Source organism: Halomonas sp. PA16-9, assembly GCF_009728585.1.
GTDB lineage: Bacteria > Pseudomonadota > Gammaproteobacteria > Pseudomonadales > Halomonadaceae > Vreelandella > Vreelandella titanicae.
In genome coordinates this window covers 1,140,607-1,165,488 of record NZ_CP040451.1, presented here as the reverse complement: position 1 = coordinate 1,165,488, position 24,882 = coordinate 1,140,607, and the positions used below count along the sequence as shown (strand labels likewise).

Below are 24,882 nucleotides of genomic sequence, written 5' to 3'. Positions count from 1 at the left end.
TATTGATAGCGTGTTAACTAATATGGGGTGGAGACCGCCCCACTTCAACCCCGTTGTTTATTGTTCCCTGATCAACAGTAGTGCCATCAACGCAATAAAAGAGCGATAACCACTACCGCCAACACTAGCGACACCCCCTTCCAGAACAGCACCGGGTCGCGCTCTAGCAGCGGTAATTGGGCACGTTTCAGCACTTCTTGGCTTGGCGAGCGTAGCTCGAAAATAAACTCCGAAAGTGCCGAAAAACGTTTGTGGGGATTGGGATGTAGTGCCTTTTTGAGCACCTCATCTACCCAGGCGGGCAGTTCACGGTTCTCGCTAAGCGCCGATTGGTAGGCAAGCTTATGCTGCGCTGCCCGAGTGCGGGTTTTGGCCACCTCGGTGCCATAGGGCAGCGTGCCGGTTAGCATCTGATAGGTAATCACTGCCAGTGAGTACTGATCCGAACGGGGCGTGCCGCCTTCACCCAGAAAATACTCCGGAGCGCTGTACTGAGCGGTGCCTAGAATATCTTCGCTAGCCTCACTGACCTCTTCGGCGATACCCGACACCTTGGCAGCACCAAAGTCGATCAGCTTCACCGTTCCGTGGCTATCGATCATGACGTTATCGGGGCGTAAATCCTGATGCAGCATTTCCAGGCGATGAAAGGCGCGTAGCCCCTTGGCAATCTGCTCGACGATGGGACGAACGCTGGCTAATTCGGCGTTGGGGTGGTCACGCATCCACTGGGTCAGGGTTTGCCCTTCGATATACGCCAGCACGGTGTAAAGGTAGCGGCGAGGGCGCTCTTGGGCGGGGGCTTTAAGCACGTGCTGATTATCGATGCGTCGGGCAATCCACTCTTCGCGCACAAACCGCTCGATACTCGCCGGGTCTTGGCTTAGCTCGGTTGAGAGGGTTTTTAGTGCCACCTTCTCGCCACTGGCAACATCTTCCGCCAGGTAGACATGGCTACGACTGCTGGCATGCAGTTGACGCACAACGCGTAGCCTCCAGCTCGCTTCCTGCACGCAATTCAGACGGTGACGGCAGGGTGCTAAGCGCCGCGTAGAGTTCATTAGCGTGGCGCTCAGGCAGCGAATCAATGCGCACAATTTGCACGGTGAGGTTGTCATCGCTGCCATGATCGATTGCAGCCGCGATTAGCGCCTCAGCCGCCGCATCGAGATCGCCCCAATGGGCGTGAATCAGCGCGGCCATTTCAGCGCCGGTTAGCCACTCATAAACACCGTCGGTAGTGAGTACAAACACATCGCCCACACTCAGCGATACGGCGCAATAATCCAGCTCCAGGTGCTGGCTGGCCCCCATGGCGCGGCTTAAATGACTAACTTCCGGGATGCCCAGAAGCGATGATCCTCGGTCAGAGGCTCCAGCGTATTGCCGACGAGCTGATAGATACGGCTATCGCCAACGTGAAACAGGTGCGCAGTGGTGGATTTAATCACCATCGAGCTCAGGGTACACACATAGCCACGATCCAGGTTGTAGCGGTACTGGCTTTGCCGGGTTTGGGCGTAAAGCCACGCATTGGTGGCCTGCAGTACCCGCTGGGCGGAGGTTTTAACCGCCCAGGTGGCCGGGGTGGCATAGTAGTCTGTTAAAAACCCGCCTACTGCTGCCTCGCTCGCTTCCCGGCTCACTTCGCTGCTGCTGATCCCATCCGCTAACGCGATCGCAATGCCTTTGGTGGCGCGCTGGGGGTCGCTGGGTAGATAAGCGCCATAAAAATCCTGATTGCTGGGCTTGCGCCCTTTATCAGAGTGCTGGCCGAGCGAAATGGTCAGCGCTGCCATTATGCTTCCCCTAAAAAAAGCCTCCGCCGGAGCGAAGGCTTGGTTAATGACAAACGGCTACCTATCAGATCATAGGGCTTTTTGCGGCGCGGTACGCACGTGAGTGGTGTAGAGCGTAAGCCCCGTCAACGCCAAACCTCCAATCAAGTTACCCAGCACTACCGGAATTTCGTTCCAGATCAGGTAATCCATAATCGAGAAGTTACCGCCCATCATCAGGCCGGATGGAAACAGAAACATGTTGACCACCGAGTGCTCAAAGCCCATACCGAAGAACAGCATAATCGGCATCCACATGGCAATCACCTTACCGCTCACCATGGTTGAGATCATTGCCCCCACTACTCCCAGCGATACCATCCAGTTACACAATATGCCGCGAATAAAAATCGTCGCCATGCCGCCTGCGCCATACTCTTTGTAACCCACGGTGCGCCCTTCACCTACTTCACCAATGACCCGCCCCACTTCGCTGGGTTCGGTGCTAAAGCCGTAGGTAAAGACAATTGCCATTAGAAAGGCAACCGTTAATGCCCACCAAAATTACCGATAAACAATGCCCCAGTGCTTGAGAATACGATTAATCGTTACCCCAGGCCGTTTATACCAGCCACGCCAGCGGCGTTAACAAATACCCGGTCAACAGATCAAAGCCCATTAGATAGAGTATCGAGAAGCCGACCGGAAACAGGATGGCGCCGATAATCGGGTAGCCGGTTTGCACCGCTACGGTCACCGCAAACACCGCCGCGATGGCCAATATAGCCCCCGCCATAAAAGCGCGAATCAGTGCATCAGGGTAGACATATGCAGCTTGGCTTCACCAGCATCGACCATCTTGGTAGCAAATTCGGCAGGCAATAAGTAGGACATAGAGAGCGTTTCCTTTGTTGTGGGTTTCTAGGTCAGAAGAGTAAAACGCGCACCGCAAACCCTGCCGCTAAGGCGCGGTTTGCGGTGCAGAACAGAAATTGGAGGCTAGGGCAGCGGGCGTCGTGGCGACTCTTTGCACCACACTGCCCACCACAATCAAAACAGGGTGACGGTAAGGGAGTTGCGGCGAGTTTTTCGGGCATATCCGCCAGCGAGCCCACCAGCGACTGCTGATCACTCTGGCTGGCGTTAGCCACCAGCATGACCGGCCACTCATCCGGCAGGCCTGCTTGGCGTAGGCCGTGGCAAATTGCACTCACTTTTGAAAGCCCCATATAAAACACCAGGGTTTCATCCTTGCGCGCCAGCGATGCCCAATCCGGCGTACCGTCTTCGCGGCATAGCTGGGCAGTCACAAAGCGCAGTTGCTGCGCATGACCGCGATCGGTGAGCGGAATGCCCATGCAGGCAGCGGCGGCTGAAGCAGCGGTGATCCCCGGCACAATGGCAGCGGGGATCTCGGCAGTGGCCAGGGCATCCAGCTCTTCGCCCATCCGCGCAAACACCGCCGGGTCGCCGCCTTTCAAGCGCACCACCGATTTACCTTCCCGGGCGAGTTTTACCATCAGCTCGCCGATCTCCGTTTGGGGTACACTGTGGTGGCCGCGGGCTTTGCCAACGTAGTAGCGTTCGCTGCCGCTAGGAATCAGCGCCAGAACGTCATCGCCCACCAAGCGGTCATATACCACGGCGTCCGCCTGCATAAGTAAGCGTGCGGCCTTGAGGGTTAACAGCTCCGCATCGCCGCTGCCTGCGCCAACCAGGTAAACCTGCCCGGCGCGGCACTCGCCACGCAGTGGCAAACGTATGTCTACAGCCTGCTGAACCCACGGCGTTAGCGCGCGGTGCGATAACCGCATAAAGGCGTTAAACCACTTCTGTAGCAAGGGGTTGCTTAGTGCGGGCATTGGGCCGCTCCTCTTCAATAAGTGATTTCAATTCGGGAATACAGCTACCGCACTGGGTGCCGCAGGCGAGCCTGGCGCCCAACGCTTCTACGCTGGTGTCGCCCTCTCGGATAGCGCTGACGATGGTGGTTTGGCCCACTTGGTGGCAACTACACACCACCGGCCCGGTATCCGCAGCACCGTCGTCGCAGCCCGCCAATAGGCGCCGGCGGTGGGTATCGCTCAGCGCCGCCTCGTTAAAACGCGCTTCCAGCCACGCCAACCCTGGCAACTCTTTGGGCGGGCCAACCATCAGCCACCAGCGCAATTGACCGCTTTCCACGCAGGCGGCGCGCAGACGTCCGTTAGTAGGGTCTTGGCTGATAACCGATACGTCGCCGGGCAGCCACGTTTTCAGTTGCGCCAACCAGTCATTAACCGACTGCGTATTGGCAAGCTGCCAGCGTTGGCAGCCGCGCATGGGAATACGTGTCCAGTAGGCACTGGTGCACCAAGGTGTTGATTCCGTTGCCCCTTCGGCGATCAGTAGAGTGGCCTGCCAATCAGTAGCAAGCGGCGCCAGCGCCACGGCGCCGTGCTTCGATTCAGGCTGCCCAGAGAGCGGATCGGTAATGCTGTCGATCAACGCGCTGCTTCTGGCCTGCTGGGTGAAGCAGTCAGTCCAGTGGATGGGCACGAAGACCTCACCACGGCGTTGAGCATTGGAGACCCGCACCCGAGCGCGAAATTCGCCTTTCTCGGCGGTTAACACCGCCAGCCCTTGATCGGTTACACCAGCGGTGTGGGCATCCTCTGGGTGAACATCCATAAAAGGTTCGGCGCGGTGATTCATTAACCGCGGTGAGCGAGCGGTGCGGGTCATGGTGTGCCACTGATCACGAATCCGGCCGGTGTTCAGACGCAGTGGGTAGGCGGCACTCAGCGCCTGTTCAGGCCCTTTGGGATGGATCGCCAGCAGCTTGGCGCGACCATTGGCGGTGGCAAACTCGCCATCCTCAAACAGCCGAGCAGTGCCATGGGGTGCGGCCTTTGTGACCGGCCATTGAATGGGGGCTAAGGCGTCGTAGCCATCCCGGCCCAGGCCCACCAAACCCGATATATCAAACAACCGCTGCGGGTTGCCGGGCACCGTGCTGTTATCAACACCGTTTTCAAACCCAGAGAGCTTGGCGTGCTCGTCGAAAATCTCCCAGGGGTGCGCGTAGTTAAACGCCTCGGCAAACCCCAACCGTTTCGCCACTTCGCAGATTATCCACCAGTCGTGGCGGGCCTCACCTGGGGGCGGCAGCATGCCCCGCTGGCGAGAAATACGTCGCTCGGAGTTAGTCACGGTGCCATCTTTTTCCGACCACCCCGAGGCGGGCAGCACAATGTCGGCATAAGGCAGTAGGTCGGTATGGGCAGCGCACTCGGAAACAATCACCAGCGGACATTTTTCCAGCCCAGCACGCACCCGCGCAGCATCGGGAAGGCTAATCGCGGGATTGGTGGCCATCACCCACAGCGCTTTTATTTCGCCACGCTCAATGGCTTCAAATAGCTCTACTGCTTTATAACCGGGCCCTTCCGGCAGGGTCGGCGTCAGGCTATCGGTGGCCCAGAAGCGGCTGACTAGATCGAGGGCGCCTGGGGTGTGGTAATCCATATGCGCGGCTAGCTGGTTGGCCAGCCCGCCTACTTCGCGCCCACCCATGGCGTTGGGCTGGCCGGTAATCGAGAACGGCCCTGCCCCTGGCAAACCGATTTTGCCGCCAGCCAAGTGACAGTTAATAATCGCGTTGCACTTATCGGTACCACTGGCGGATTGATTAACGCCCTGAGAGTAGAGGGTAACCACATGCAGTTGACTAGCGAACCAGTAGTAGAAGGTTTCCAGGCGCTCGGGGTCGACATCACAGGCCACCGCTACCTCTGCCACCGAGTTCGCGGTTTGCTGGGCCACCGCCAGGGTATCGTCAAACCCTTCAGTGTGGCGCTCAAGGTAGAGGGTATCGAGCTTGCGGCGCTTCGCCATCCACGCTAGCAGGCCGTTAAACAGGTAAGCATCGCTGCCTGGCTTAATCCCCAAGTAAAGGTCGGCGATTTCGCAGCTGTCGGTGACGCGGGGGTCGATCACCACCAAACGCATCAATGGATTGCGCTCTTTGGCCACTTTAATGCGCTGGTAAAGTACCGGGTGATTCCAAGCCAAGTTGGAACCCACCAACACGATCAGTTCCGCCTCTTCCAAATCCTCGTAGTTACACGGCACCGCATCGGCACCGAAGGCGCGCTTGTAGCCAACCACCGCTGAGGCCATGCACAGCCGCGAATTAGTATCTAAATGGGGCGTGCCCAAAAAGCCTTTAAACAGCTTATTGGCGACATAATAGTCTTCGGTAAGCAGCTGACCGGATAGGTACGCTGCCACACTGTGGTTGCCATACTCGGCCCGTAGGGTGTTTAAGCGTTCGGTAGTAGTGCTTAGGGCGGTGTCCCAGGAGACCTCAACACCATCAACGCGAGGGTGAGTCAGCCGCCCCTGTTGTCCCAAAGTTTCATGTAGCGCAGAACCTTTGACACACAGCCGCCCGAAGTTCGCCGGATGCTCGCGGTCGCCTTCTACAGCGCTCAGCGTGCCCGCGTCAACGGTTGCCGTTACACCACAGCCAACGCCGCAATAGGGGCAGGTGGTTTTGGCTTGCTGCGTCGTTGTGGACTGCTGCCCTGCTTTTGCCCCTCGCATAACACCTCCTCGGGTCGAACCTGAACGCCGTATATACGTATATAAATGCCGGGCATAAAAAAACGCCCAGTCCCATTCTCTAATGCGCTATATAAACGCATTAAGAGAAGAGGGCTGGACGTCGTTGCCACAGCGCACCTTCATCGGTGCATTACTCTTTACAATAGTCTCTTCAAACAAATGAAGATTTACTAACAGCTACACATTTTCTAACGGCTACTTATTTTTCTAACGGCTTTGGAATTGTTCGTTGCCATCGCCAAACAATGAGCGCTTATCCCTTGTTAACTTACTTATTGCCTAGGGAACTGCAAGAGCCAAGCCGACAATCGGATATATAAAATTTAATCATTTAAAAACATGTAGTTAAAAAATAAAAAATCATCACGCAACGCTCTTTTTCGCCCTGTGCACATGCTAAATGGTGCTTGAGAGTGCAGGCCACCTCTCTTTTCGCACCATCACCGTGCAGTCTATCCGAAGAGCCTGGCCACCGCTCACCCACCACCTAAACATAAGCAACTGAAGTTATTTAAAAAAATATGCTATACGGCCAGTTGGCTAGCTCCTTGCTTGTTACAGGGTAAGGTTTTTAATCAGCTGACAGCCAATGGCGGTTGTCGCGTATTTAAAACGACGCTATCGGGCAACGACGCCCCTGTTACGCACGCTTTTGCGATTCTTTGCAAAGAGGTGCGCGACAGGGGCGTTTTTTTGTTTGGTGCTCAAGCAGCCGCAAAGACACAGAGGAGCCACCCATGGAAACTACTTCCCGGTGCTCATCCAACGACCATCTGGTGGTCATTGGCAATGGTATGGCAAGCCACCGCCTAATTGAGGCATTGGTAAAACAGCCCACACGCCCCCAGCGCATCACGGTGATTGGCGCAGAGCCAAGCCCTGCCTACAACCGTATTCTGCTTTCGCCACTGCTGGCCGGTGAGATGCAGCAGGAGGCGCTTACCCTGCACGATACCCAGTGGTACGCCGAACAGGGCGTTACGCTGATACTGGGTGAAAAGGTCGAGATGCTTGATCGCACACGCCAAACATTGACCACCGATAGCGGCCGAGCGCTTGATTACGATCATTTGGTCATCGCCACCGGCTCGCGCCCAGCGCTGCCCGATGTTCCTGGGATAGAGCTTGAGGGCGTACATGGCTTTCGCAACCTGCAAGATGCCGAATCACTAGAAGCCATTGCCCAGCGTGGCGGTGACGCTGTCGTGATTGGCGGCGGCCTGCTGGGTCTTGAAGCGGCTGAGGGGTTACGTAAACGCGGCAGCGACATCAACGTAAGCGTGCTCCAGCGCAGCGAGCGGTTGATGAACCGTCAGTTGGATACCACCGCCGCCCACCTGCTTAAAGACACCCTCACTCAACGCGGTCTACAGATCATCACCGGCGCGCAGTTAGCGAGGCTAGAGAGTGACGCCCAGGGTCGGGTCGCCAAGGTGCAGCTTGCCGATGGCCGCCAGTTGAACGTCTCCAGTGTGATCGTTGCCGCGGGCATTACCCCTAATGCGGAACTTGGCCGCCAGGCAGGTCTGCGCACGGATCGAGCTATTGTGGTGGACGAATGGCTCACCACCAGCGACCCGGCGATCTCAGCACTGGGCGAGTGCTGCCAGTTCGATGGCACCACCTACGGCTTAGTGGAGCCGATCTGGCGTCAGGTAGAAGTGCTCGCCGCGACGCTGTGCGGCACGCATACCCAAGGCTACGCGGATGCTCCCAGCGCTACCAAACTCAAAATTAGCGGTGTAGCGCTCTACGCCTTTGGCCCCACCGAGGCCAGCGCCGAGCATGACGTACTGAATTACCACGATCTTGAACGCGGCGACTACCGCCGCCTGCTGCTACGCGACGGCCAGATTGAAGGCGCGGTGCTTTACGGCGACACCAGCCAAGGCCCCTGGTACTTCGAACAGGCGCTCGCGGGTACCGATCTCAACGCTTACCGCCAAGCCTTGTTGTTTGGTGGTGCTGATGTCGAGGTGCTCCGCGAAGCATCTCAACACAGCCCTGATGCTTCTGAGCTCTCTTCAAAACAATCTTCTTCAAAACACTCTTCTCATACAACGTCGGAGGCGGCTTAAATGTCTACCCAACAGCAGCTTATTATTATTGGTAACGGCATGGTCGGCCACCACCTGGTCGAACAGTTAGTCGATAACGGCGCCCTTGAGCGCTATCAGGTCACCGTGTTTGGCGAAGAGCGCCACCGCGCCTACGACCGGGTGCATCTGTCTGAATACTTCAGCGGCCGCAATGCCGATTCACTAGCGCTTTGCGAAGCGGATTACTACGCCACCAGCGGCGTGGAGCTGCGCACAAGCGAAGCCGTCATTGAGATCGACCGCAACTCACAAGAGGTGGTCACCGAACAAGGCCGTTACCCTTACGACCGCCTGGTGCTGGCTACCGGCTCCTTCCCCTTTGTGCCGCCGATTCCCGGTAATGACCGCGATGGTTGCTTGGTTTACCGCACCCTGGACGATTTAGACGTCATCCAGGCGGCCGCCGAAAACGCCACCACCGGCGTGGTCGTGGGTGGCGGTCTGCTTGGTTTGGAAGCAGCAAATGCCCTGCGCGGGTTGAACCTGGATACCGCCGTGGTGGAGTTCGCCTCACGCCTAATGCCGATGCAGGTGGATAACGAAGGCGGCGAGCTACTGCGGGAAAAAATCGAAGCGCTGGGCGTACAGGTGCTTCTTGAACGGGCCACACAGCGTATTGAAGATGGCGAGGCAAGCCGCCACCGCATGGTCTTCCAAGACGACAAAGTGCTGGAAACCGACCTGATTGTGTTCTCAGCAGGCATCCGCCCCCGCGACCAGTTGGCCCGTGACTGCGGCCTGGAGATTGGTGAACGCGGCGGCGTGGTGGTGGATAACCAGTGCCTCACCAGCGACCCGGCCATTCTCGCAATTGGTGAAGTGGCGCTGTGGAATCAGAGCATTTTTGGCTTGGTCGCCCCCGGTTATCAAATGGCCAAGGCGGCGTTTTCGACGCTAACTGAAGGCGACACCCAGTTTGGCGGTGCGGATATGAGCACCAAGCTCAAACTGCTGGGCGTGGATGTGGGCTCGATTGGTGATGCCCACGGCAACCAAAACCCCAGCGCTCGCATGTTCCGCTACCTAGACCCCATCAAGCAGGAGTACCGCAAACTGGTGGTCTCCAGCGACGGTAAAAAGCTGCTCGGCGCCATGCTGGTGGGCAATAACAGCGTTTACGACACGCTGCTGCAGTACTACTCCAACGGCATTGAGTTGCCCGACGAGCCCGCCTCATTGATTCTGCCCCAAAGCAGCGGCGCCACGCCCACTCTCGGCCCCGGTGCGCTGCCGGAAACCGCCTCCATCTGCTCTTGTCACAACGTCACTAAAGGTGATATTTGCGCCACTATTGACGCTGGCGCAGTAGATCTAGGCGGTGTCAAAGCGGCCACCAAAGCCAGTACCGGCTGTGGCGGCTGCACAGCGCTGCTCAAAAGCGTGGTTGATCACGAGTTGGAAGCTCGCGGCGTCGAAGTCGATAAATCGATTTGCGAACACTTCGCCCATACCCGCCAGGAGCTTTACGATATTGTGCGCGTTGAAGGTATTAAAACCTTCACTGACTTGATTGAAAAACACGGCAACGCCGACACCCACCGCCTGGGCTGCGATATCTGCAAACCCGCCGTGGCATCAATTCTGGCCTCCTGCTTTAACGAGCCGATCACCGACGCGGCGCATATTCCCCTGCAGGACACCAACGACACCTTTATGGCCAACATGCAGAAAAACGGCACCTACTCAGTAGTGCCGCGTGTTGCCGGTGGCGAGATTACCCCGGACAAACTCATCGTGCTGGGTGAAGTGGCCAAAAAATACAGCCTCTACTCCAAGGTCACCGGCGGCCAGCGTATCGATCTGTTCGGCGCCCGCCTGGAAGACCTGCCGGATATCTGGGGCGAGCTGATTGCCGCAGGCTTCGAGACCGGACACGCCTACGGTAAATCGCTGCGCACGGTGAAATCCTGCGTAGGCAGCACCTGGTGCCGCTACGGCGTGCAGGATAGCGTCGGCATGGCGATTCAGTTAGAGAACCGCTACAAGGGCCTGCGCTCACCCCACAAGATCAAGTTTGGCGTTTCCGGCTGCACCCGCGAGTGCGCCGAAGCCCAGAGCAAAGACATCGGTATTATCGCTACCGAAAACGGCTGGAACCTCTACGTTTGCGGTAACGGCGGCATGCGCCCGCGCCACGCCGAACTGTTTGCCACCGACCTGGACGACGAGCAGCTCTACCGCACCATTGACCGCTTCTTGATGTTTTACGTGCGCACTGCCGACCGTTTGCAACGCACTTCGGTGTGGCGCGAAAACCTCGACGGCGGCCTGGAGTACCTCAAAGAGGTGATTCTGGAAGACAGCTTAGGCATCAACGACGAGCTAGAGCGCCAGATGCAAACCGTGGTGGATACCTACCAGTGTGAATGGGCCGACGCTATCAGCGACCCGGAGAAGCTCAAGCGCTTCCGCAGCTTCGTCAACGACGACCGCCCGGATCCGTCAATCATTATGACCTCCGAGCGCGGCCAGCTGCGCCCCGCTTAAGCGACGCTGGGCCCTGACACTGACAACGACACTGATTCTGAATAAAAACGAGGCAACCCATGACCGCAACGGCACTGAAAAAAGAGATGGATATGGCGGATGTGCACAATAGCGAGGCTTTTGAAAACCACGCTTCTGAAAACAACACGGCGTGGCAAAAAGTTTGTACCAAAGATGATCTGGTAGCGTTCTCTGGCATCGCCGCCTGGCTGGAAACCGCCGAAGGCCCCGCCCAGGTAGCTATTTTCTACTTGCCCGGGCTACGAGGAAAGGGCGATGAACTCTATGCTCTCGACCACCATGACCCCTTCTCAAACGCCAACGTGATCGCTCGTGGCATCGTTGGCGACCTTAAAGGTGCGGCGGTCGTCGCCTCGCCTATCTACAAGCAGCACTTCCGTCTTGAAGACGGCCAGTGTTTAGAGGATGAGGACGTTAAGCTACGTACCTGGAAGGTTGAATTTAAAGGTGATGAGGTGTGGGTTGAGGGGTGATAACGCTGCTTAACACTGTTAAGGACGGCCAGAACCGCTCTTAACATTATTGAAACACACCTCAATCTCAGCTTGCTTTAGAATCGACTGCATCTGGCTATCGAAAACCTGATTGCCTGATGCAGAATCTCCTTACGCTTAGGTGACGGAAGCTCTACTTTTGACGATCGTTATTTTTTTGAAGGGATTACCATACCGCACCATTTTAATATTTTCTTAAAAGAAAAACGTGAGAGTAGCGTCGTTGTTGAAGAGTGCTGAGTAGTGTCAGGATGACATAGCAACGTTTCACCTTGAATAACCGCGCAAGTTTTAGGCATTGGCTGCCCACCCTGCTCTGGCGGAAGGCTGATAACTTCATCCTCAATAAACGCTAACCACCACTGCTTCAGGCGGCGCCCAGGCTCACTGGTTAAGGGAAAGGCCTGTTCAACCAACAGCAGCTGAGAGGCAGCATGATCATACTCTGCATGATCCAATAAAAGACTGTTTACCATAATAAAAAGCGTATGCCACGCTTGCAATTGGTCTTGTTCGGAGGGGCTCTGTTTCAGGTATTCGATAAATTCACTAAAGAAATTATTACTAAGCGCCATGGGGCTGCCTGCTTTTTCAAGGCGAGCATCATGTTGTCTAATATCGTTTAGGAAATCTTGTCGCCCTCCCCCTCTTTGCATAGAGCTAGGTTCATATTCATCGCTAGTCAATGGTGCAGTCATATACACATAGAGTTCTTGTATCAAACGTGCGCGATCCAACGCATCAGGCGCATCCAGAGCGACTTCTAACGCCAGGTTAACCAAGCGCTCGTTCAGTTCTTTGAAACAAGTGCAGATTGATGAACTAAGGTTTGCAGAACACTCTGAAACAAGCCACATTAAATGCTCATGGGTACAAAACGACTGCCCGCTCGGTTATGAAATGCTACTAATGGCTGAGCAATAGACACCCAGTTACGGGCTTTATTTTCAGCGGTAGCAACATACTCAAAAAGCTCTTTTTCAGACTCACTTAGCTCATTCGACATTGTGTCCTCATAGGACAATCTTTGCTCTGAACTAACCGCTTGATAAATTTCAGTAGATATAGACTCAAGACCTTCTTCTAACTCTGCTAGCAAACCAGCAACATTTTCATGATACGTATCATATAAAAAAACGGCTAACTTATTGTTAGCAATATCAATTTTTTCATTTTTACTTATTGCCATTAAGACACTGCCCAGCACAGAAGCACCGTGCTGTTCAAAGGCGTTCACTACAGCATGAGTAATGCGCTTTGCATGCCATTCCAGGGCGTATTCAAGCTCTATCATTGACACTTCACTGAAGTGCCCGGCACGCCGCTGCTGGTTAATACTATCTAATAAGGTAGATTTATTAAGTTGCTGCCACTCGTATAATACATTGTTAACCGTATCAGGCTTTAACATACTTTCGGCTGTTAAATTGTGAACCGACAAGTTAAACCTAGCAAATGGTGGGCTCAGCGAATCCTCATCAAGCTGCCCCTCAACCGCTTGGAGGGCTTGGGTAAAACCAACACCTGGCAACCACGCCACCTCTGCTTTCAAACGCATAGCAGAGTCCACTAGAGCAGACTCGATCATGTTGGCCTCTTCGGCATTTAAGCAGGATTGCTGAACGTTATGCCGCAGCCGATGCTTTAAATCCGTATGGCTATTACTGGGCGAATAGTTTAAAAGGCAAAAAAGATTGTCATTTAATGAAAATGAGGAAATTTTCATTTCTCGAAGAGCGCTGACTTGCGCCTGCATACGGCCATTCATAGTACGTCCTAAATTAAAAGAGAGAAAACATTAACATCAGAAAATATAAAAACAACAACTAATCAACAGCAAGTCCTTAAATACAACCACTTCTTTTTAAAATGTGGCATAGGTTAAGAAACTGACTCCAAAACTCAGCCGCACTTCTAACATCCTGATCAACCCTCTACCAAATAGACAACATCACCATCATCAGGCTTTATTCAGACCAATTGTCAAATCAGTCTGGTTATCAACGAGCGCCTTCAGTAAACCAAAAACCCCCAATCCGACGGGCATATAAAGAATAAACCCAAGTCCGCCAAAGTAGAGAGACACGATTAGCCCCCCGAGGGTGTAGAGCAGCATAAAGACAACCATCGCCTTCCCGAATCGCTCTCTTTTCTTCATAACACTCGCTAGGCGATCCTTGTCTTCAGTCCCAATCAGCAACTCACCTTCACAATTTGGGCAAGTAGCCTTATTGGCTTTCAAAAGGTCGGCAATCCATGGTGAATCTTCGCAGAAACAAGAGCTGCATGAGGGACACTCGAAATCAATGTTTTCAACTAAGGCTTTCTCTTCTTTTGTGCAGGCTTCTTTTTCACTCAATGCTGTACTCTCCAATACTGGGTTATTGATACACTATCGCTAAGCGACCTGGTTGCGCACCCACTCTCGGTTCTTCAGGCTGAGAGTAGCGTTTCCTCTGCATAAACCTCGGCGAAGATAGCCGTGATCGGCCGGCTTGGCTGTTGCGCATGGCGCTGTTTGACTTCTTTTGATAGACGCGTGAGCTCTTCACTGGGTTTGGCCCACTGTTCTTCGGGCAAGGGTTGCGACCACTCATCAAGGCTCGCAGGCAGGGTCTTCTGACCGGCTTTTTGGATGATGTTTATCTCCCATTCGGCAAGATGAAAAGGTATCGTCCATAGGTCGAGAATGTGCCACAAGTACCACATGGTGACCGCGAACAGGCCTATTTCGCCCTCGCGGTAGCGGCGATGCAACCGGCGCCGGGCATTATGGAAGGTGTGCACGCCCTCGTAGGGCGGATCTCCGGGGCGATGCAGGCCATGGGGATCTTGAATTTCTTCGCGAGTATTGACCTCGTACTCCATATAGGCCCGCACCGCTTCCCAAAGCCCCAATGCCAAGGGCATGCCGGGCTGTGATAATTCCAGGAAGTGCTGCTGCCCTGTCTCAGGCTCGATAAAGCCTATCCCCAAGCCATACTGACGCTGCACACCGTATTGCGTCATACCCTGCGCTTGAGTCACCCAGGCCGCCACGCTTTCCCAGGGCACAATGATGGGCGGCTTACCGTCACCCGGCACAAAAGCGACCTCGCGGCGCTGGCGGTGAAAACGAGTGGGGACAGCCTCGCGAAATCTATAGTGGTAGTGGACTTTAATAAACAACCCCAATGCAAGGGTCAACCCTCCCCCCCACGCCCCTATTTCGAATCCCACATCAAAAAAAATCTTAAACTCACTTAAGAATAAATATTCTGAATTCGACGTTATGGACGCAGAGAATGTCGGAAATATCAAAGCCATTATTAAAAAACCAATAAAAGGTATTCCTAATGTGAATTGCCAGGTAAAAGGCGTAGGAAGGCTTCCTCCGAAATCCAAATAGGCATCGTTTACTTCCCCAATCGCCTGGTTGAAATCTAAGGGCGCCGACGCTGTTGGCAAGGGAGTCGGCGCTAGGTAAATAACTTTGCCACCTAGAAAGGGCTCAACATCACCAGCCCGGTGGGGCTGGAGGATATCAGGCCGCGGCGTTGGGTGTTGCTTGGCCGACATAGGGGTGCCTTAAATCAATTAATAAAGAAGGGGGTCGATATGCTGCCCACTTCATCAGGCTGACATTGGCGTCTCTTCGCCATAAATCTCGGCGAAGATAGCCGTGATCGGCCGGTTTGGCTGTTGCGCATGGCGCTGCTTGACTTCTTTTGATAGGCGCGTGAGCTCTTCGCTGGGCTTGGCCCACTGTTCTTCGGGCAAGGGGTGCGACCACTCATCAAGGCTCGCAGGCAGGGTCTTCTGACCGGCTTTTTGGATGATGTTTATCTCCAATTCGGCAAGATGAAAAGGTATCGTCCATAGGTCGAGAATGTGCCACAGGTACCACATGGTGACCGCGAACAGGCCTATTTCGCCCTCGCGGTAGCGGCGATGCAACCGGCGCCGGGCATTGTGGAAGGTGTGCACGCCCTCGTAGGGCGGATCACCGGGGCGATGTAGGCCGTGGGGGTCTTGGAGTTCTTCGCGAGTATTGACCTCGTACTCCATATAAGCCCGCACCGCTTCCCAAAGCCCCAGCGCCAAGGGCATGCCGGGCTGTGATAATTCCAGGAAGTGCTGCTGCCCGGTTTCAGGCTCGATAAAGCCTATCCCCAAGCCATACTGACGCTGCACACCGTATTGCGTTACCCCTTGCGCCTGGGTCACCCAGGCTGCCACGTTTTCCCAGGGCACGATGATGGGCGGTTTTCCGCCACCCGGCGCAAAGGCCACCTCACGGCGCTGGCGATGAAAACGCGTAGGCACAGCCTCACGGAACTTGAAGTGGAAGTGGGCTTTAATCACTAAGGCTAATAGTAATATCAATATCGAGAACACAACGGCCTGAGCAAATACCTCATTAAAGAGCCCAGCAATCCCTACGTAAAATAGTGCGATATCCTTTCCTATTATCCACATTAGCCCCCCCCCAACATTGGAATAATAAAAACCAACATTAAAAAACCTATAAAAGGTATGCCTAACGTAAACTGCCAAGTAAATGGCGTGGGAAGGCTGCCGCCGAAATCCAAGTAGGCATCGTTTACTTCCCCAATCGCCTGATTGAAATCCAAGGGGGCTACACCCGTAGGCAAGGGGACTGGCGACAGGTAAATAACCTTGCCACCTGGAAATGACTCAACATCACCAGCCCGGTGGGGCTGGAGCATATCAGGGCGCGGCGAGTCCGGTATCTTCTGGTTCATAACTGACATCCTTGTCGCGTTGACATAATCATGCTTTGAGCCCCTGCCACCGGTAGGGCGACATCGGGTGCTGCACATATGGCGCTAGGTATTGATGGCCTCGGCGTCTTCCGCGCCCTGGTTAAGTCTCCTCTGTAGCTTGGCACGCCCCAAGTAATTGATCATCGGTAAGGCCAGCAGGCTCGATGGGGCAGTGGGTAAAGCGCCGATCGCGAGGAGTACCATAGATGGGATAGACCACTTCTCTTGGCCAAGCTTATAAGCATAAGCCCTCAATGCCAGTCCAGAGAGGACAAAGATTACACAGGCCAAGGCATAGGGGTAGAGAAACGCAACATTGTTGTGAGTGGTATACAGCAACCCACCGCCGGCGACCAGAACGACATAAAGAAGAAGACAAGCGACGCCGATATCAGGCGTAACCTCCTGCTGGTGAATATCCCGCTCCTTCAGAAAGGCAAACAAAGGCTCTTGAAGCGGTCCCGCATGCTCCGTGTGAACGATTCCTTCCTTCGGGCTCATCCCGAACAGCTGCTTGTTGCTGGCATTGCGAATTTCTCCAATACCGGCCTCCTCGGGGTCATCGGTCTTGCGCCCATTCTTTGTCCTGAGTATCAGCTTTAGAGAGTCATCATGGCACACAAGCCGGTCATACAGCGATTTAATAAACTCAATATCAAAAGACGTTTTAAAACTTAATGGAAGCACGCACACTCTCCTTAATACGAGGGTTTAATTGAAAGCAAAATCAAGAAAAAGGCGTATTTTCACCTTTATCTTTTAATGCTCTCTTCTTGGCAAATTTTATTTTCGGCTTGGTTTCTGAATAAATTGCTAAATTTTGATTAGCCGCTTTTATTATAGCGACGTACAAAAAATGCTTTATAAGCCTGATGCCAGGAGAGAGGCTTTAATCTACAAGCGCAATCACACCCCTTAGCAAAACAGACATGCTCTAAACACTCATTAAATCTAGCCTTTCATAGAACATTAACTTTCCTTTCTTCATACTCCGCATCAGGAAAATGCTCTTTGAAGAACTGAATGCGCTCATCCAATTCGTCTGTGCGGCAGAAAATAAAGTGGGTGCGTGGCCTATAGTAGGAGTTTTTGCTAAAAGGCTTCCATTGGTAGGTCAGCGCAATAATGCTGCGTTTACGCCATACCTTGATATGCTCGGTTTTCTCCCACGTCCACTCTTCATGTCGACTATTACTCTGCTTCGCCTGTTGCGACCCCATCATCCCTGCCATCAGCCCCATTCCTAATGGCCCAATCCCCGCAATCACGAGGGAAGGATCCATTAAAATCAGCACACCCACGATGGGCAGCAAAATAATCGCAGACCACTTTAGGAAAGAAGCAGCGGCAGCCTCTTGCGGCTTCCATGAATACTCCTCAGCCAACGTTTCAGTAAAACGGTAGGCAATAATGGTGGTACTGTGAGTTATACTCATGGCAATTATAAGAAAAAAAACATACATACCCCCTCCCAACAAAAAGAGAAAAGCAATGTTTCTGTCAAAGTGAAGATACATAAGCCGCACCTAAAAAAAGGAACGCAAGTATAAAAAATCCAATGTTTGCAACATGAGTATTATAATTTCGCGCTCGAACTTGCCAAGCCATGACCGCTGGCTGTTCAGCATGCTTCCAGGGTATTTCAGGAATATAGTCCTGCTTGGGTTGAATAAACCACATACATGCAACCTTATTTTATCATGAGAACTATAAGCTCAAAACGAATAGGCGAACTGGCCCGCTGGCGCTCTTCACAAATCAGTCCTTATAAGCGTTGCGAGTATTGGAATATTCAGGCACAAAACGTATTCATAAAAAAAACTTTTCTTCCACAACATCAATTTCTGGCAGCCTGGTCGTAAAGAAATTTAAAACCTCTTCTCGCTCACCCTTCTTGCAATAAATTTGTCTAACACCTCTAGGCATCATCTTATCTAAATCGGGGCTATACCAAGGTATATTTAAACCAATAATTTCTCTTCCTGGATAAAGGTAGATTTTATCGGTCTTGCGCCAATCAAGGGGATGGTGTTCATTCTCATTTTTCTTAGCCCCCATCATCCCTGCCATCAGCCCCATCCCTAATGGCCCAATACCCGCAATCACGAGGGAAGGATCCATTAAAATCAGCACACCCACGATAGGCAACAAAATAATCGCAGCCCACTTTAGGAAAGAAGCAGCAGCAGCCTCTTGTGGCTTCCATGAATACTCCTCAGCCAACGTTTCGGTAAAACGGTAGACAATAATGGTGGTGCTATGGGTTATACTCATGAAAAGCAATATAAATAACAAGGCAATCCCTGCCCCCATTAATATTGAAACAAGAAGTGTTCCCTCAGCAAGGGAACCAACATAGAATCCGAAATAGGCTCCACCAAGACTAATGAGCGCTATTACAATTAAAGAAAAATTAGACCCAGAAGTATCATAATTACGCGCCCTAATTTGCCAGCTCATTACGGCAGGCTCATCGCATGCTTCCAGGGTATTTCAGGAATATAGTCCTGTTTGGGTTGAATAAACCACATATATAAATCCTTACTCTTCTGGGGTTATGGGACCGCAAGTAAAATAAGCGCGCTGACACCCCGGTTCGGATCTCCCTATAAGGCATAGTTACTAAACACCTTAAGCTCTCGCTCGTGATACGGAACGTTTGGCAATGCCTTTCTCAGGCATTGGATATTTTCGTCAAAATTATGCGGCTGACAATAAATGGTGCTATAAAAAAAAGTCTCTATTCCATCTTCGTGAATATCAGTAAAACGTAAACCAATTAAATTCCGCTTACGCCAAGCGACAATTTCCTCGGCTTCCATCCATTCTATTTCTTTATGTTGACTTTTATTATGCTTCGCCTGTTGCGACCCCATCATCCCTGCCATCAGCCCCATCCCCAAGGGCCCGATACCCGCAATCACTAGCGAAGGATCCATTAAAATCAGCACACCCACGATGGGCAACAAAATAATCGCAGACCACTTCAGGAAAGCAGCAGCGGCAGCCTCTTGCGGCTTCCATGAGTACTCCTCAGCCAACGTTTCAGTAAAACGGTAGACAATAATGGTGGTACTGTGAGTTATACTCATGGCAATTATAAGAAAAAAAACATACATACCCCCTCCCAACAAAAAGAGAAAAGCAATGTTCCTGTCAAAAGTGAAGATACATAAGCCGCACCTAAAAAAAGGAACGCAAGTATAAAAAATCCAATGTTTGCCACATGAGTATTATAATTTCGCGCTCGAACTTGCCAAGCCAAGATCGCTGGCTTATCGCCATGCTTCCAGGGTATTTCGGCAATATAATCCTGCTTGGGTTGAATAAACCACATACCTGTATCCTTACTCTTCTGGGGTTATGGGGATCGCAAGTGCAAAACGGGCAGGCGCGCTGAGGCCCTGGCTCTCCTCACTATTGGGTTCGATCTCTTTTTTGCCTGCGGCAGCGTTGGGCTTGTAAAAGGTGAAACTTAAGTGGTTGTCGCTTGAGAGCAACGTTTCGGCATAGTCCACTGTTAGGATAAAAGAGGCATTTTTTGCTTGTTCGCTGGCCGGTATCCAGGCCTGCCAGATTCGCACATCGTCTGAGTTGTATTCTGCGTCGGCGGGTAACACTGCCCCTCGCTCCGCTTGTTGAGAAAGGCTCTGCGCAAAGCTGTTGCCCGGTGCCCAGAAGCCGCCTCCGGCGATCTCGGAGATTCTGACGGTGTCCCCCGCTAAGGAAGCAGGAAACGCAATCTGCACCCAGAAACCTTCATGCGCATAGTTAATTTTCACCCCAACCGAGGTGCTATGGGATGCTCCAAAGTCGACGTCCCCCTTCACGGCAGTTAACCTAACAGAAGGCTGTAGCAGAATTTCCATCAACGCCTGCCACTCGTTTTTTTCGCCTTCGTCAGTCGCATCCCACTGATACTCCCCCTTGCCCCAGATGCTGGTATATAGCCAGCCGCGCACCCCTTCACGGTTATAGCGGGCAGCAAAATGTGAGGCGATAAGGTGAATAACCCCCGCCGCAAACAGAATACCCGAGACCCAACCGCCAAGTATCCAGGAAAAAGCAAACCAGCGACCAAAAATAGCGCCGCCTAACTGGGCTGCTGCTGTAACGCTCATGGTTATACCAGCAAGGCTTTTAACTGCTAAGGCCAAACGCTCTTCTTCACTTGTCGCCTCCCCATAGTCACTTAAGCTATTCCACGTATCGAGCCCTGCAGAGATTGCCCCAATAGCCGACAAACCCGCCACTCGGGTGGCTAATTTGGCCGCTAATCTTGCTGTTTGCGGCGAGCTTTGGCCTGACCATTCGCTAATACCAGCCTTTGCTACTTCTGTCATAGTTCGTGACAGCATGAACTTTTGCGTAGCGTGCTTGTTCCAAAAGGGCATGACCCATAGGCTCATTGTTGCGCCAGCGGCAAAACTGGCGGTCGTCGCCAAGTTTCGCGCTTCCTCTCCATCAATGCCTTCTTGGTTAGCGGTGCGTACCGCTGCCTGGAAGTTATAGATATTCAGCCCTGCAATTAAGAGTGGCAAACCGCCACCCATTCGCTCGACGAACCCCGTTAGATGTCGACGAGCCGCTCTCACGCCGCCCATGATTTTAGAGCGGTGTATTTCGTACTGTTCGTAAAAACCGACGGAGGCAAGATTATTCGCACGCGCCTGATTGCCCGGACTGCTGTGATCAAGGGTATCGTCCGCACCGCTGACGCGCCTGGGTTCATCATAGGCATGTTCGTAGCGTTGTTGTTCCAACCGTTTCACCTCATCGACATTTCTTTGCCGCTTGGCGGTACGAATGTCTCTGGTCAGCTTCCAGGACTTTTCCCGCCATTCGCGGTGCTTGGCCTCGTACTCAAGGTCTAGCACCAGTTGTGATGAGGCAACATCTGGATGGACAAGCACGACCATAAGGGGATGCAACAGTGCTTTAGTTGCTTTTGCCACAGACACTTGGCCTCTGGCACTTAAAGAAGGTAGAAAGTGGTAAGCAATGCTTTCCCACACCTTAAGAGGGGGCCCACTTAGCATACCGCGCAGAGTATCAAACGCCTCTTTTACATGCGGTGCCAGGGCTTTATAGGCGGGATGACTCTGCACCTTTTCGTACTTGAGGATACCGCGAAATGCACTGATCCGCGAAGCCACGCTCGCCGCGCCAATACCATTATCCGCGGGCTCTCCATCTTCGGTACCCTGTTCGATGAAGTGTTGTGCAATCGTCTCTAAGACGTCAGCTAAAGCGGGATCAAAGTTACTCATCGCAAAACCCATCAATGAGTCGCTCGCTTGATAGGTGTCATTCAACCAAGCACGGCCGGTCTGCGTAGCGCCAAGGGCTTCAACCACCATGCAGCCAAATTCATGAATGCCCTGGTTCTGCTTGACATTGCAGGTATCAAAACAGAGCTCTTGAGCGGACAGCGGCAGACGTTCCAGCCAAATAATCAGATCCGCCAGACTGTTTTCGATATGCGCCTGCAGTCGCTCTAGCTGTGGCACTTTTTCGGTCAGAAAAGCGATGACCTCATCCAGTCTGACATCCAGGCGTGGATGTTCTTTCCCGAGCCACTCTTGGTATCGTGGACTGCTGTAGGTGGGGGGATTTGGCATGCCAAGCTCGACTAGCTCTTCGCGAATCTCTTCAACATCATCCTCTCTATTGGCTATGCTCTGATCCGGTCCGCTAAGCACATTGCTCATGGCATCGAAAAGCTCGTAAGTCTTATCGGTCAGCGCTCGATAACGCTCGGGATCTTGGCGCGCTTCATCACTGATCATGTCATCAATATCGATCAGGCACAGGGCTTTGACGACCTGCGCGGTCTCGAGCTTATGACCGTGTTCATCCAGAAACGCTTCTAACTCCAATTCGCGGCCAACCAGCGCCATATGTAGATCGTTAACAATCCCTAAATCGTCATCGAGCGCGACAAAGATCGCTTCATCGTGATTATCGATATTGGCGAGAACGCTGGCCTGGGTTATCTCCGGCTTGACCTCATAATGCCGATAAACGCTTGCCTCTTTACTCTCGTTTTCACTCTCCCCATTTGTATCTACACGGTTGTCGCTATCGCTACTGTTGTCGTTTTCCGGTGCCGTCTCTCTCTCTACGGTCGAAACGGTCGTGCTGGTAAAACCATCAACCGCGCCATCGGGCGTAATGTCCGCCACGTGCTCGCCGAGCTGCGTGATAGGGGCAGCATGGGAAGAAAATGACGCGCAGTCGCCCGTTGCATTGATCGCCGCTATCAAACTGACAGAACGCATGATGCGTTGACGAAAATCCGCGTTCTCCAGCACATACTCACGAATACGTTCAGTCCATTGGACAGAGGAGTAAGCTAACGCGATGGAGGCGTAGGTGGGGTACGTTAGGTGAGAAGCACCATTGAACGTGGCGCCTTCTATGCAGTACTCGTCAATGCGCGGCTCCTTGCCCGCCTCACTCACCCAGACATATAGCCAGCCATCACGCAGTTGCCGAAGCGTGTAGTCGCGCGTTTCGATAGTGGGGTAGCCCGGCCCCTGCCACTCCTCATCAATTGGGTGTGGCGCTGGGGCACCGGCCTCGGCAGGCGCTTCGTCAATGGCGTAGCGCACAGGGAAAATATCGATATCGATAAACAGCGGGCAAACCCCGCCACCAATGGGGGTTTCATCAAAGGCGGCGTCGCGTGCCTGCGCCTGAACATCCGTGTTAGCCATTGGCTGCCTCGTCTACTGATAGTGGTGCTTGAGAAGGGGATCCGTGAGGTTGGTTGTGCTGCGAGGCGCTAGAAGCCGATGTCCGGCTCCAGGCGTCCAGGGCATATAGCTGCTCCTGCCGGGGGAGACACACTTGGTCAGATGAGTGTCTTGCCCACTGGGCATATAACCCATCATCAGCCGTCATAAATGCTTTGCCCCAGTGCAAACTGAGATCTACCCAGATGGCGAGCTGACGTTCGGTACTGGCCCCCATGCAATGGCATCGTCCAAGCGTTCGTCAAGCCATCGGCCGTGACCGCCCTCAAGTTGTTGCCACGCATTAGGCGCATGCTGTTTAAAGTAGTCCGTTAACCGCTCTTTAAGCTGCCAGCGCGCCACGGCTTTGAGCGCTGCATACTGATGATGCCCCATTGGCGGAAAATCGGGCGCTTGTGCCGCAGGGGTTGATTCGGGGTGGTGGCTGGTTTGAAAGGCTTGCCATTTCAGAGCACGCTGACCAGCCCAGTTAGGCGTCCAATCGGCGACCCACCAAGTATTGATGGGGCCCATGAGGGTAGCCGGTAACTCGTCGCCATAGCTCCTTAACCAGTGACGTGTCACCAGGGGGTCAGCGAAGCGCAATAACTGTTCTTGCCCTGCCTCGCCGTTGAAGGTGATGAACCGGCGGAGATGCTTGCTTAGTGATTGAGTGCTTGCTTGGCTACTGAACAGTGAAAGCGAGCGATACAGCGAAGTGTGTTCACTTTGGCTGGCCTGACTGATCAAGCCAGCTCCTTTTAGCGTGACCAGCATGGGCCCATGCTCGGCCACCGCACTCCACCGGGTTGACAAGTAAAGTGGCTCAACTTCCTCAACACTATCGTGTCGATATAAGCGCTTCCATGCATCGGGATAGCAGACACCATCTACCAGTGCATGGGTCGCGGATGATATAGGCGGCATTTAGCTTTCCCCCTGATTCGACTCTTCACAAATGTCGCAGTAGGCAGGCGCTCTGAGCAAGGCTTTAAGCTGTGCGGCCTGATTGATCGGAGGGCTCAACAACGGCGAGTGCCCTATCGCTTCTGCCCGGTCATGATCTTTACCTTCTAACACCGGTGGCAGTTTGGGCGGTTCAGCCGCTTGCCCGGTGCCGTTACCGGGGCTGCCGCCGGCGTTGATCTTGACCTGGGGGCCAACGATGGTGATGCCGCTGGCGTCCAGCTTGATAAAGCTGCCGCCCACTTGAGGGTGATTTCGCTACCGGCTTCGAGCACCGCTTTTTGGCCCGACTTGATATGCAGTTCCCGACCGCTTTCACTTAGCCAAGCCTCACCGGCGCGCATATGCATAGTGCCTTCAACATTTAAATGTTGGGCACCTTCGGTGTGCTCAAAGCGGTGGCGCTTCCGTGTGGTGCTCGTCGTTGTCGATCTCGCTGATACGGTCGTTGTGCACTTTGAGATGGCTATCGCGTTTGATCTCTCGGTGCGGTCATTAAGCGTCAGCAGCTCCAGATCTTTTTGGGCGTGAAACCAGATCTGCTCTTCGCCGGTGGCGTCCTCAAAGCGCAGTTCGTTAAAGCCTTCCGACTTATGGCTCTGGGTGCGGATCACCGTGCGGGTCTTGTTGGCCGGCAGCGGGTAGGGCGGGGTATTCACCGCGTGGTAGGTGCGCCGGTGACCAGCGGTTGATCGGGGTCGCCCTCTAAAAACGAGACAATGACCTCATGGCCGATCGGGGATCGCCATGCTGCCGTAGCCACCGCCTGCCCAGCCCTGGCCACCCGCACCCAGCAACTGGCGTCTCGTTGGGTCGGCATAACGATCCCAGGGGAACTGCACCTTGACCCGCCGTGTTCGTCGCAGTAGATCTCTTCGCCTTCCGGCCGACCACAAAGGCCACCTGGGGGCCATCGACCCGCGGCT

Annotated in this window: 19 protein-coding genes and 3 pseudogenes; 3 read left to right on the top strand and 19 right to left on the bottom strand. The window is 53.6% G+C overall.

Going from position 1 to position 24,882, the window contains the following annotated elements:
• Positions 1–86 precede the first annotated feature (86 nt).
• From FDY98_RS05255 to FDY98_RS05240, 4 genes and pseudogenes are all read right to left on the bottom strand, one after another.
• Positions 87–1,799: pseudogene (locus FDY98_RS05255) on the bottom strand (protein kinase domain-containing protein).
• Positions 1,800–1,868: 69 nt separating this feature from the next.
• Positions 1,869–2,672, bottom strand: a pseudogene (locus FDY98_RS05250) (formate/nitrite transporter family protein).
• 67 nt (positions 2,673–2,739) lie between these two features.
• Positions 2,740–3,640 (bottom strand): annotated as a pseudogene (gene cobA, locus FDY98_RS05245) (uroporphyrinogen-III C-methyltransferase).
• Positions 3,600–6,365 (bottom strand): nitrate reductase, encoded by a 2,766-nt coding sequence (locus FDY98_RS05240; protein WP_027959926.1) that lies wholly within the window; start codon positions 6,363–6,365, stop codon positions 3,600–3,602. Before FDY98_RS05240 ends, cobA begins: the two are co-directional and overlap by 41 nt.
• 758 nt (positions 6,366–7,123) lie before the next feature.
• Between FDY98_RS05240 and FDY98_RS05235 the strand changes: the two genes are divergently transcribed.
• From FDY98_RS05235 to nirD, 3 genes are read left to right on the top strand one after another with little or no spacing between them, the layout of a single operon-like run.
• Entirely contained in the window at positions 7,124–8,464 is a 1,341-nt protein-coding gene (locus FDY98_RS05235; protein WP_035538594.1) for an NAD(P)/FAD-dependent oxidoreductase, read from the top strand.
• Positions 8,465–10,972 carry a nitrite reductase large subunit NirB gene (gene nirB / locus FDY98_RS05230; protein WP_027959928.1) on the top strand — a complete coding sequence of 836 codons (2,508 nt, stop codon included), beginning with the start codon at positions 8,465–8,467 and terminating at the stop codon, positions 10,970–10,972.
• A 59-nt stretch (positions 10,973–11,031) separates the two neighbouring features.
• Positions 11,032–11,466: a nitrite reductase small subunit NirD gene (gene nirD / locus FDY98_RS05225; RefSeq protein WP_027959929.1), complete on the top strand. Its 435-nt coding sequence runs from the start codon at positions 11,032–11,034 to the stop codon at positions 11,464–11,466.
• Between the two features lie 170 nt (positions 11,467–11,636).
• Here the strand turns inward: nirD and FDY98_RS05220 are convergent, their stop codons facing one another.
• The 15 genes from FDY98_RS05220 to FDY98_RS27075 form a co-directional block, all read right to left on the bottom strand.
• The gene (locus tag FDY98_RS05220) at positions 11,637–12,344 is read right to left on the bottom strand and encodes a hypothetical protein (RefSeq protein WP_155705707.1); all 708 of its coding nucleotides are present in this window, start codon (positions 12,342–12,344) and stop codon (positions 11,637–11,639) included.
• A complete protein-coding gene (locus tag FDY98_RS05215) occupies positions 12,344–13,255 on the bottom strand; it encodes a hypothetical protein (protein ID WP_155705706.1) in 912 nt (303 codons plus the stop codon). The genes FDY98_RS05220 and FDY98_RS05215 overlap by 1 nt, the downstream gene beginning before the upstream one ends.
• A 192-nt stretch (positions 13,256–13,447) precedes the next feature.
• Positions 13,448–13,846, bottom strand: a complete 399-nt coding sequence (locus tag FDY98_RS05210; protein ID WP_027959931.1) for a hypothetical protein — start codon at positions 13,844–13,846, stop codon at positions 13,448–13,450.
• 74 nt (positions 13,847–13,920) lie between these two features.
• On the bottom strand, positions 13,921–14,673 hold the full coding sequence (locus tag FDY98_RS27095) for a hypothetical protein (RefSeq protein WP_231500706.1): 753 nt from the start codon (positions 14,671–14,673) through the stop codon (positions 13,921–13,923).
• Between the two features lie 426 nt (positions 14,674–15,099).
• On the bottom strand, positions 15,100–15,945 hold the full coding sequence (locus tag FDY98_RS27090) for a hypothetical protein (protein WP_340146763.1): 846 nt from the start codon (positions 15,943–15,945) through the stop codon (positions 15,100–15,102).
• On the bottom strand, positions 15,945–16,232 hold the full coding sequence (locus tag FDY98_RS05195) for a hypothetical protein (RefSeq protein ID WP_155705705.1): 288 nt from the start codon (positions 16,230–16,232) through the stop codon (positions 15,945–15,947). Before FDY98_RS05195 ends, FDY98_RS27090 begins: the two co-directional genes overlap by 1 nt.
• An 84-nt stretch (positions 16,233–16,316) precedes the next feature.
• The gene (locus FDY98_RS05190; RefSeq protein ID WP_027959934.1) at positions 16,317–16,940 is read right to left on the bottom strand and encodes a hypothetical protein; all 624 of its coding nucleotides are present in this window, start codon (positions 16,938–16,940) and stop codon (positions 16,317–16,319) included.
• A gap of 272 nt (positions 16,941–17,212) precedes the next feature.
• On the bottom strand, positions 17,213–17,770 hold the full coding sequence (locus FDY98_RS05185; RefSeq protein WP_155705704.1) for a hypothetical protein: 558 nt from the start codon (positions 17,768–17,770) through the stop codon (positions 17,213–17,215).
• 292 nt (positions 17,771–18,062) lie between these two features.
• Positions 18,063–18,713 (bottom strand): hypothetical protein, encoded by a 651-nt coding sequence (locus FDY98_RS05180; protein WP_340146762.1) that lies wholly within the window; start codon positions 18,711–18,713, stop codon positions 18,063–18,065.
• Between the two features lie 146 nt (positions 18,714–18,859).
• Positions 18,860–19,372, bottom strand: coding sequence for a hypothetical protein (locus FDY98_RS05175; protein WP_051544681.1), 513 nt, complete (start codon positions 19,370–19,372; stop codon positions 18,860–18,862).
• Complete coding sequence (locus tag FDY98_RS27085; RefSeq protein WP_340146761.1) at positions 19,351–19,590, bottom strand: hypothetical protein; 240 nt, start codon at positions 19,588–19,590, stop codon at positions 19,351–19,353. Before FDY98_RS27085 ends, FDY98_RS05175 begins: the two co-directional genes overlap by 22 nt.
• A 10-nt stretch (positions 19,591–19,600) precedes the next feature.
• Positions 19,601–22,972, bottom strand: a complete 3,372-nt coding sequence (locus FDY98_RS05170; protein WP_027959936.1) for a T6SS effector BTH_I2691 family protein — start codon at positions 22,970–22,972, stop codon at positions 19,601–19,603.
• Positions 22,973–23,188: 216 nt separating this feature from the next.
• Positions 23,189–23,917 (bottom strand): DUF4123 domain-containing protein, encoded by a 729-nt coding sequence (locus FDY98_RS05165; RefSeq protein WP_340146760.1) that lies wholly within the window; start codon positions 23,915–23,917, stop codon positions 23,189–23,191.
• 146 nt (positions 23,918–24,063) lie between these two features.
• The gene (locus FDY98_RS27080) at positions 24,064–24,615 is read right to left on the bottom strand and encodes a bacteriophage T4 gp5 trimerisation domain-containing protein (protein ID WP_340146759.1); all 552 of its coding nucleotides are present in this window, start codon (positions 24,613–24,615) and stop codon (positions 24,064–24,066) included.
• Entirely contained in the window at positions 24,612–24,776 is a 165-nt protein-coding gene (locus FDY98_RS27075; protein ID WP_340146758.1) for a phage baseplate assembly protein V, read from the bottom strand. The genes FDY98_RS27080 and FDY98_RS27075 overlap by 4 nt, the downstream gene beginning before the upstream one ends.
• Positions 24,777–24,882: the final 106 nt, after the last annotated feature.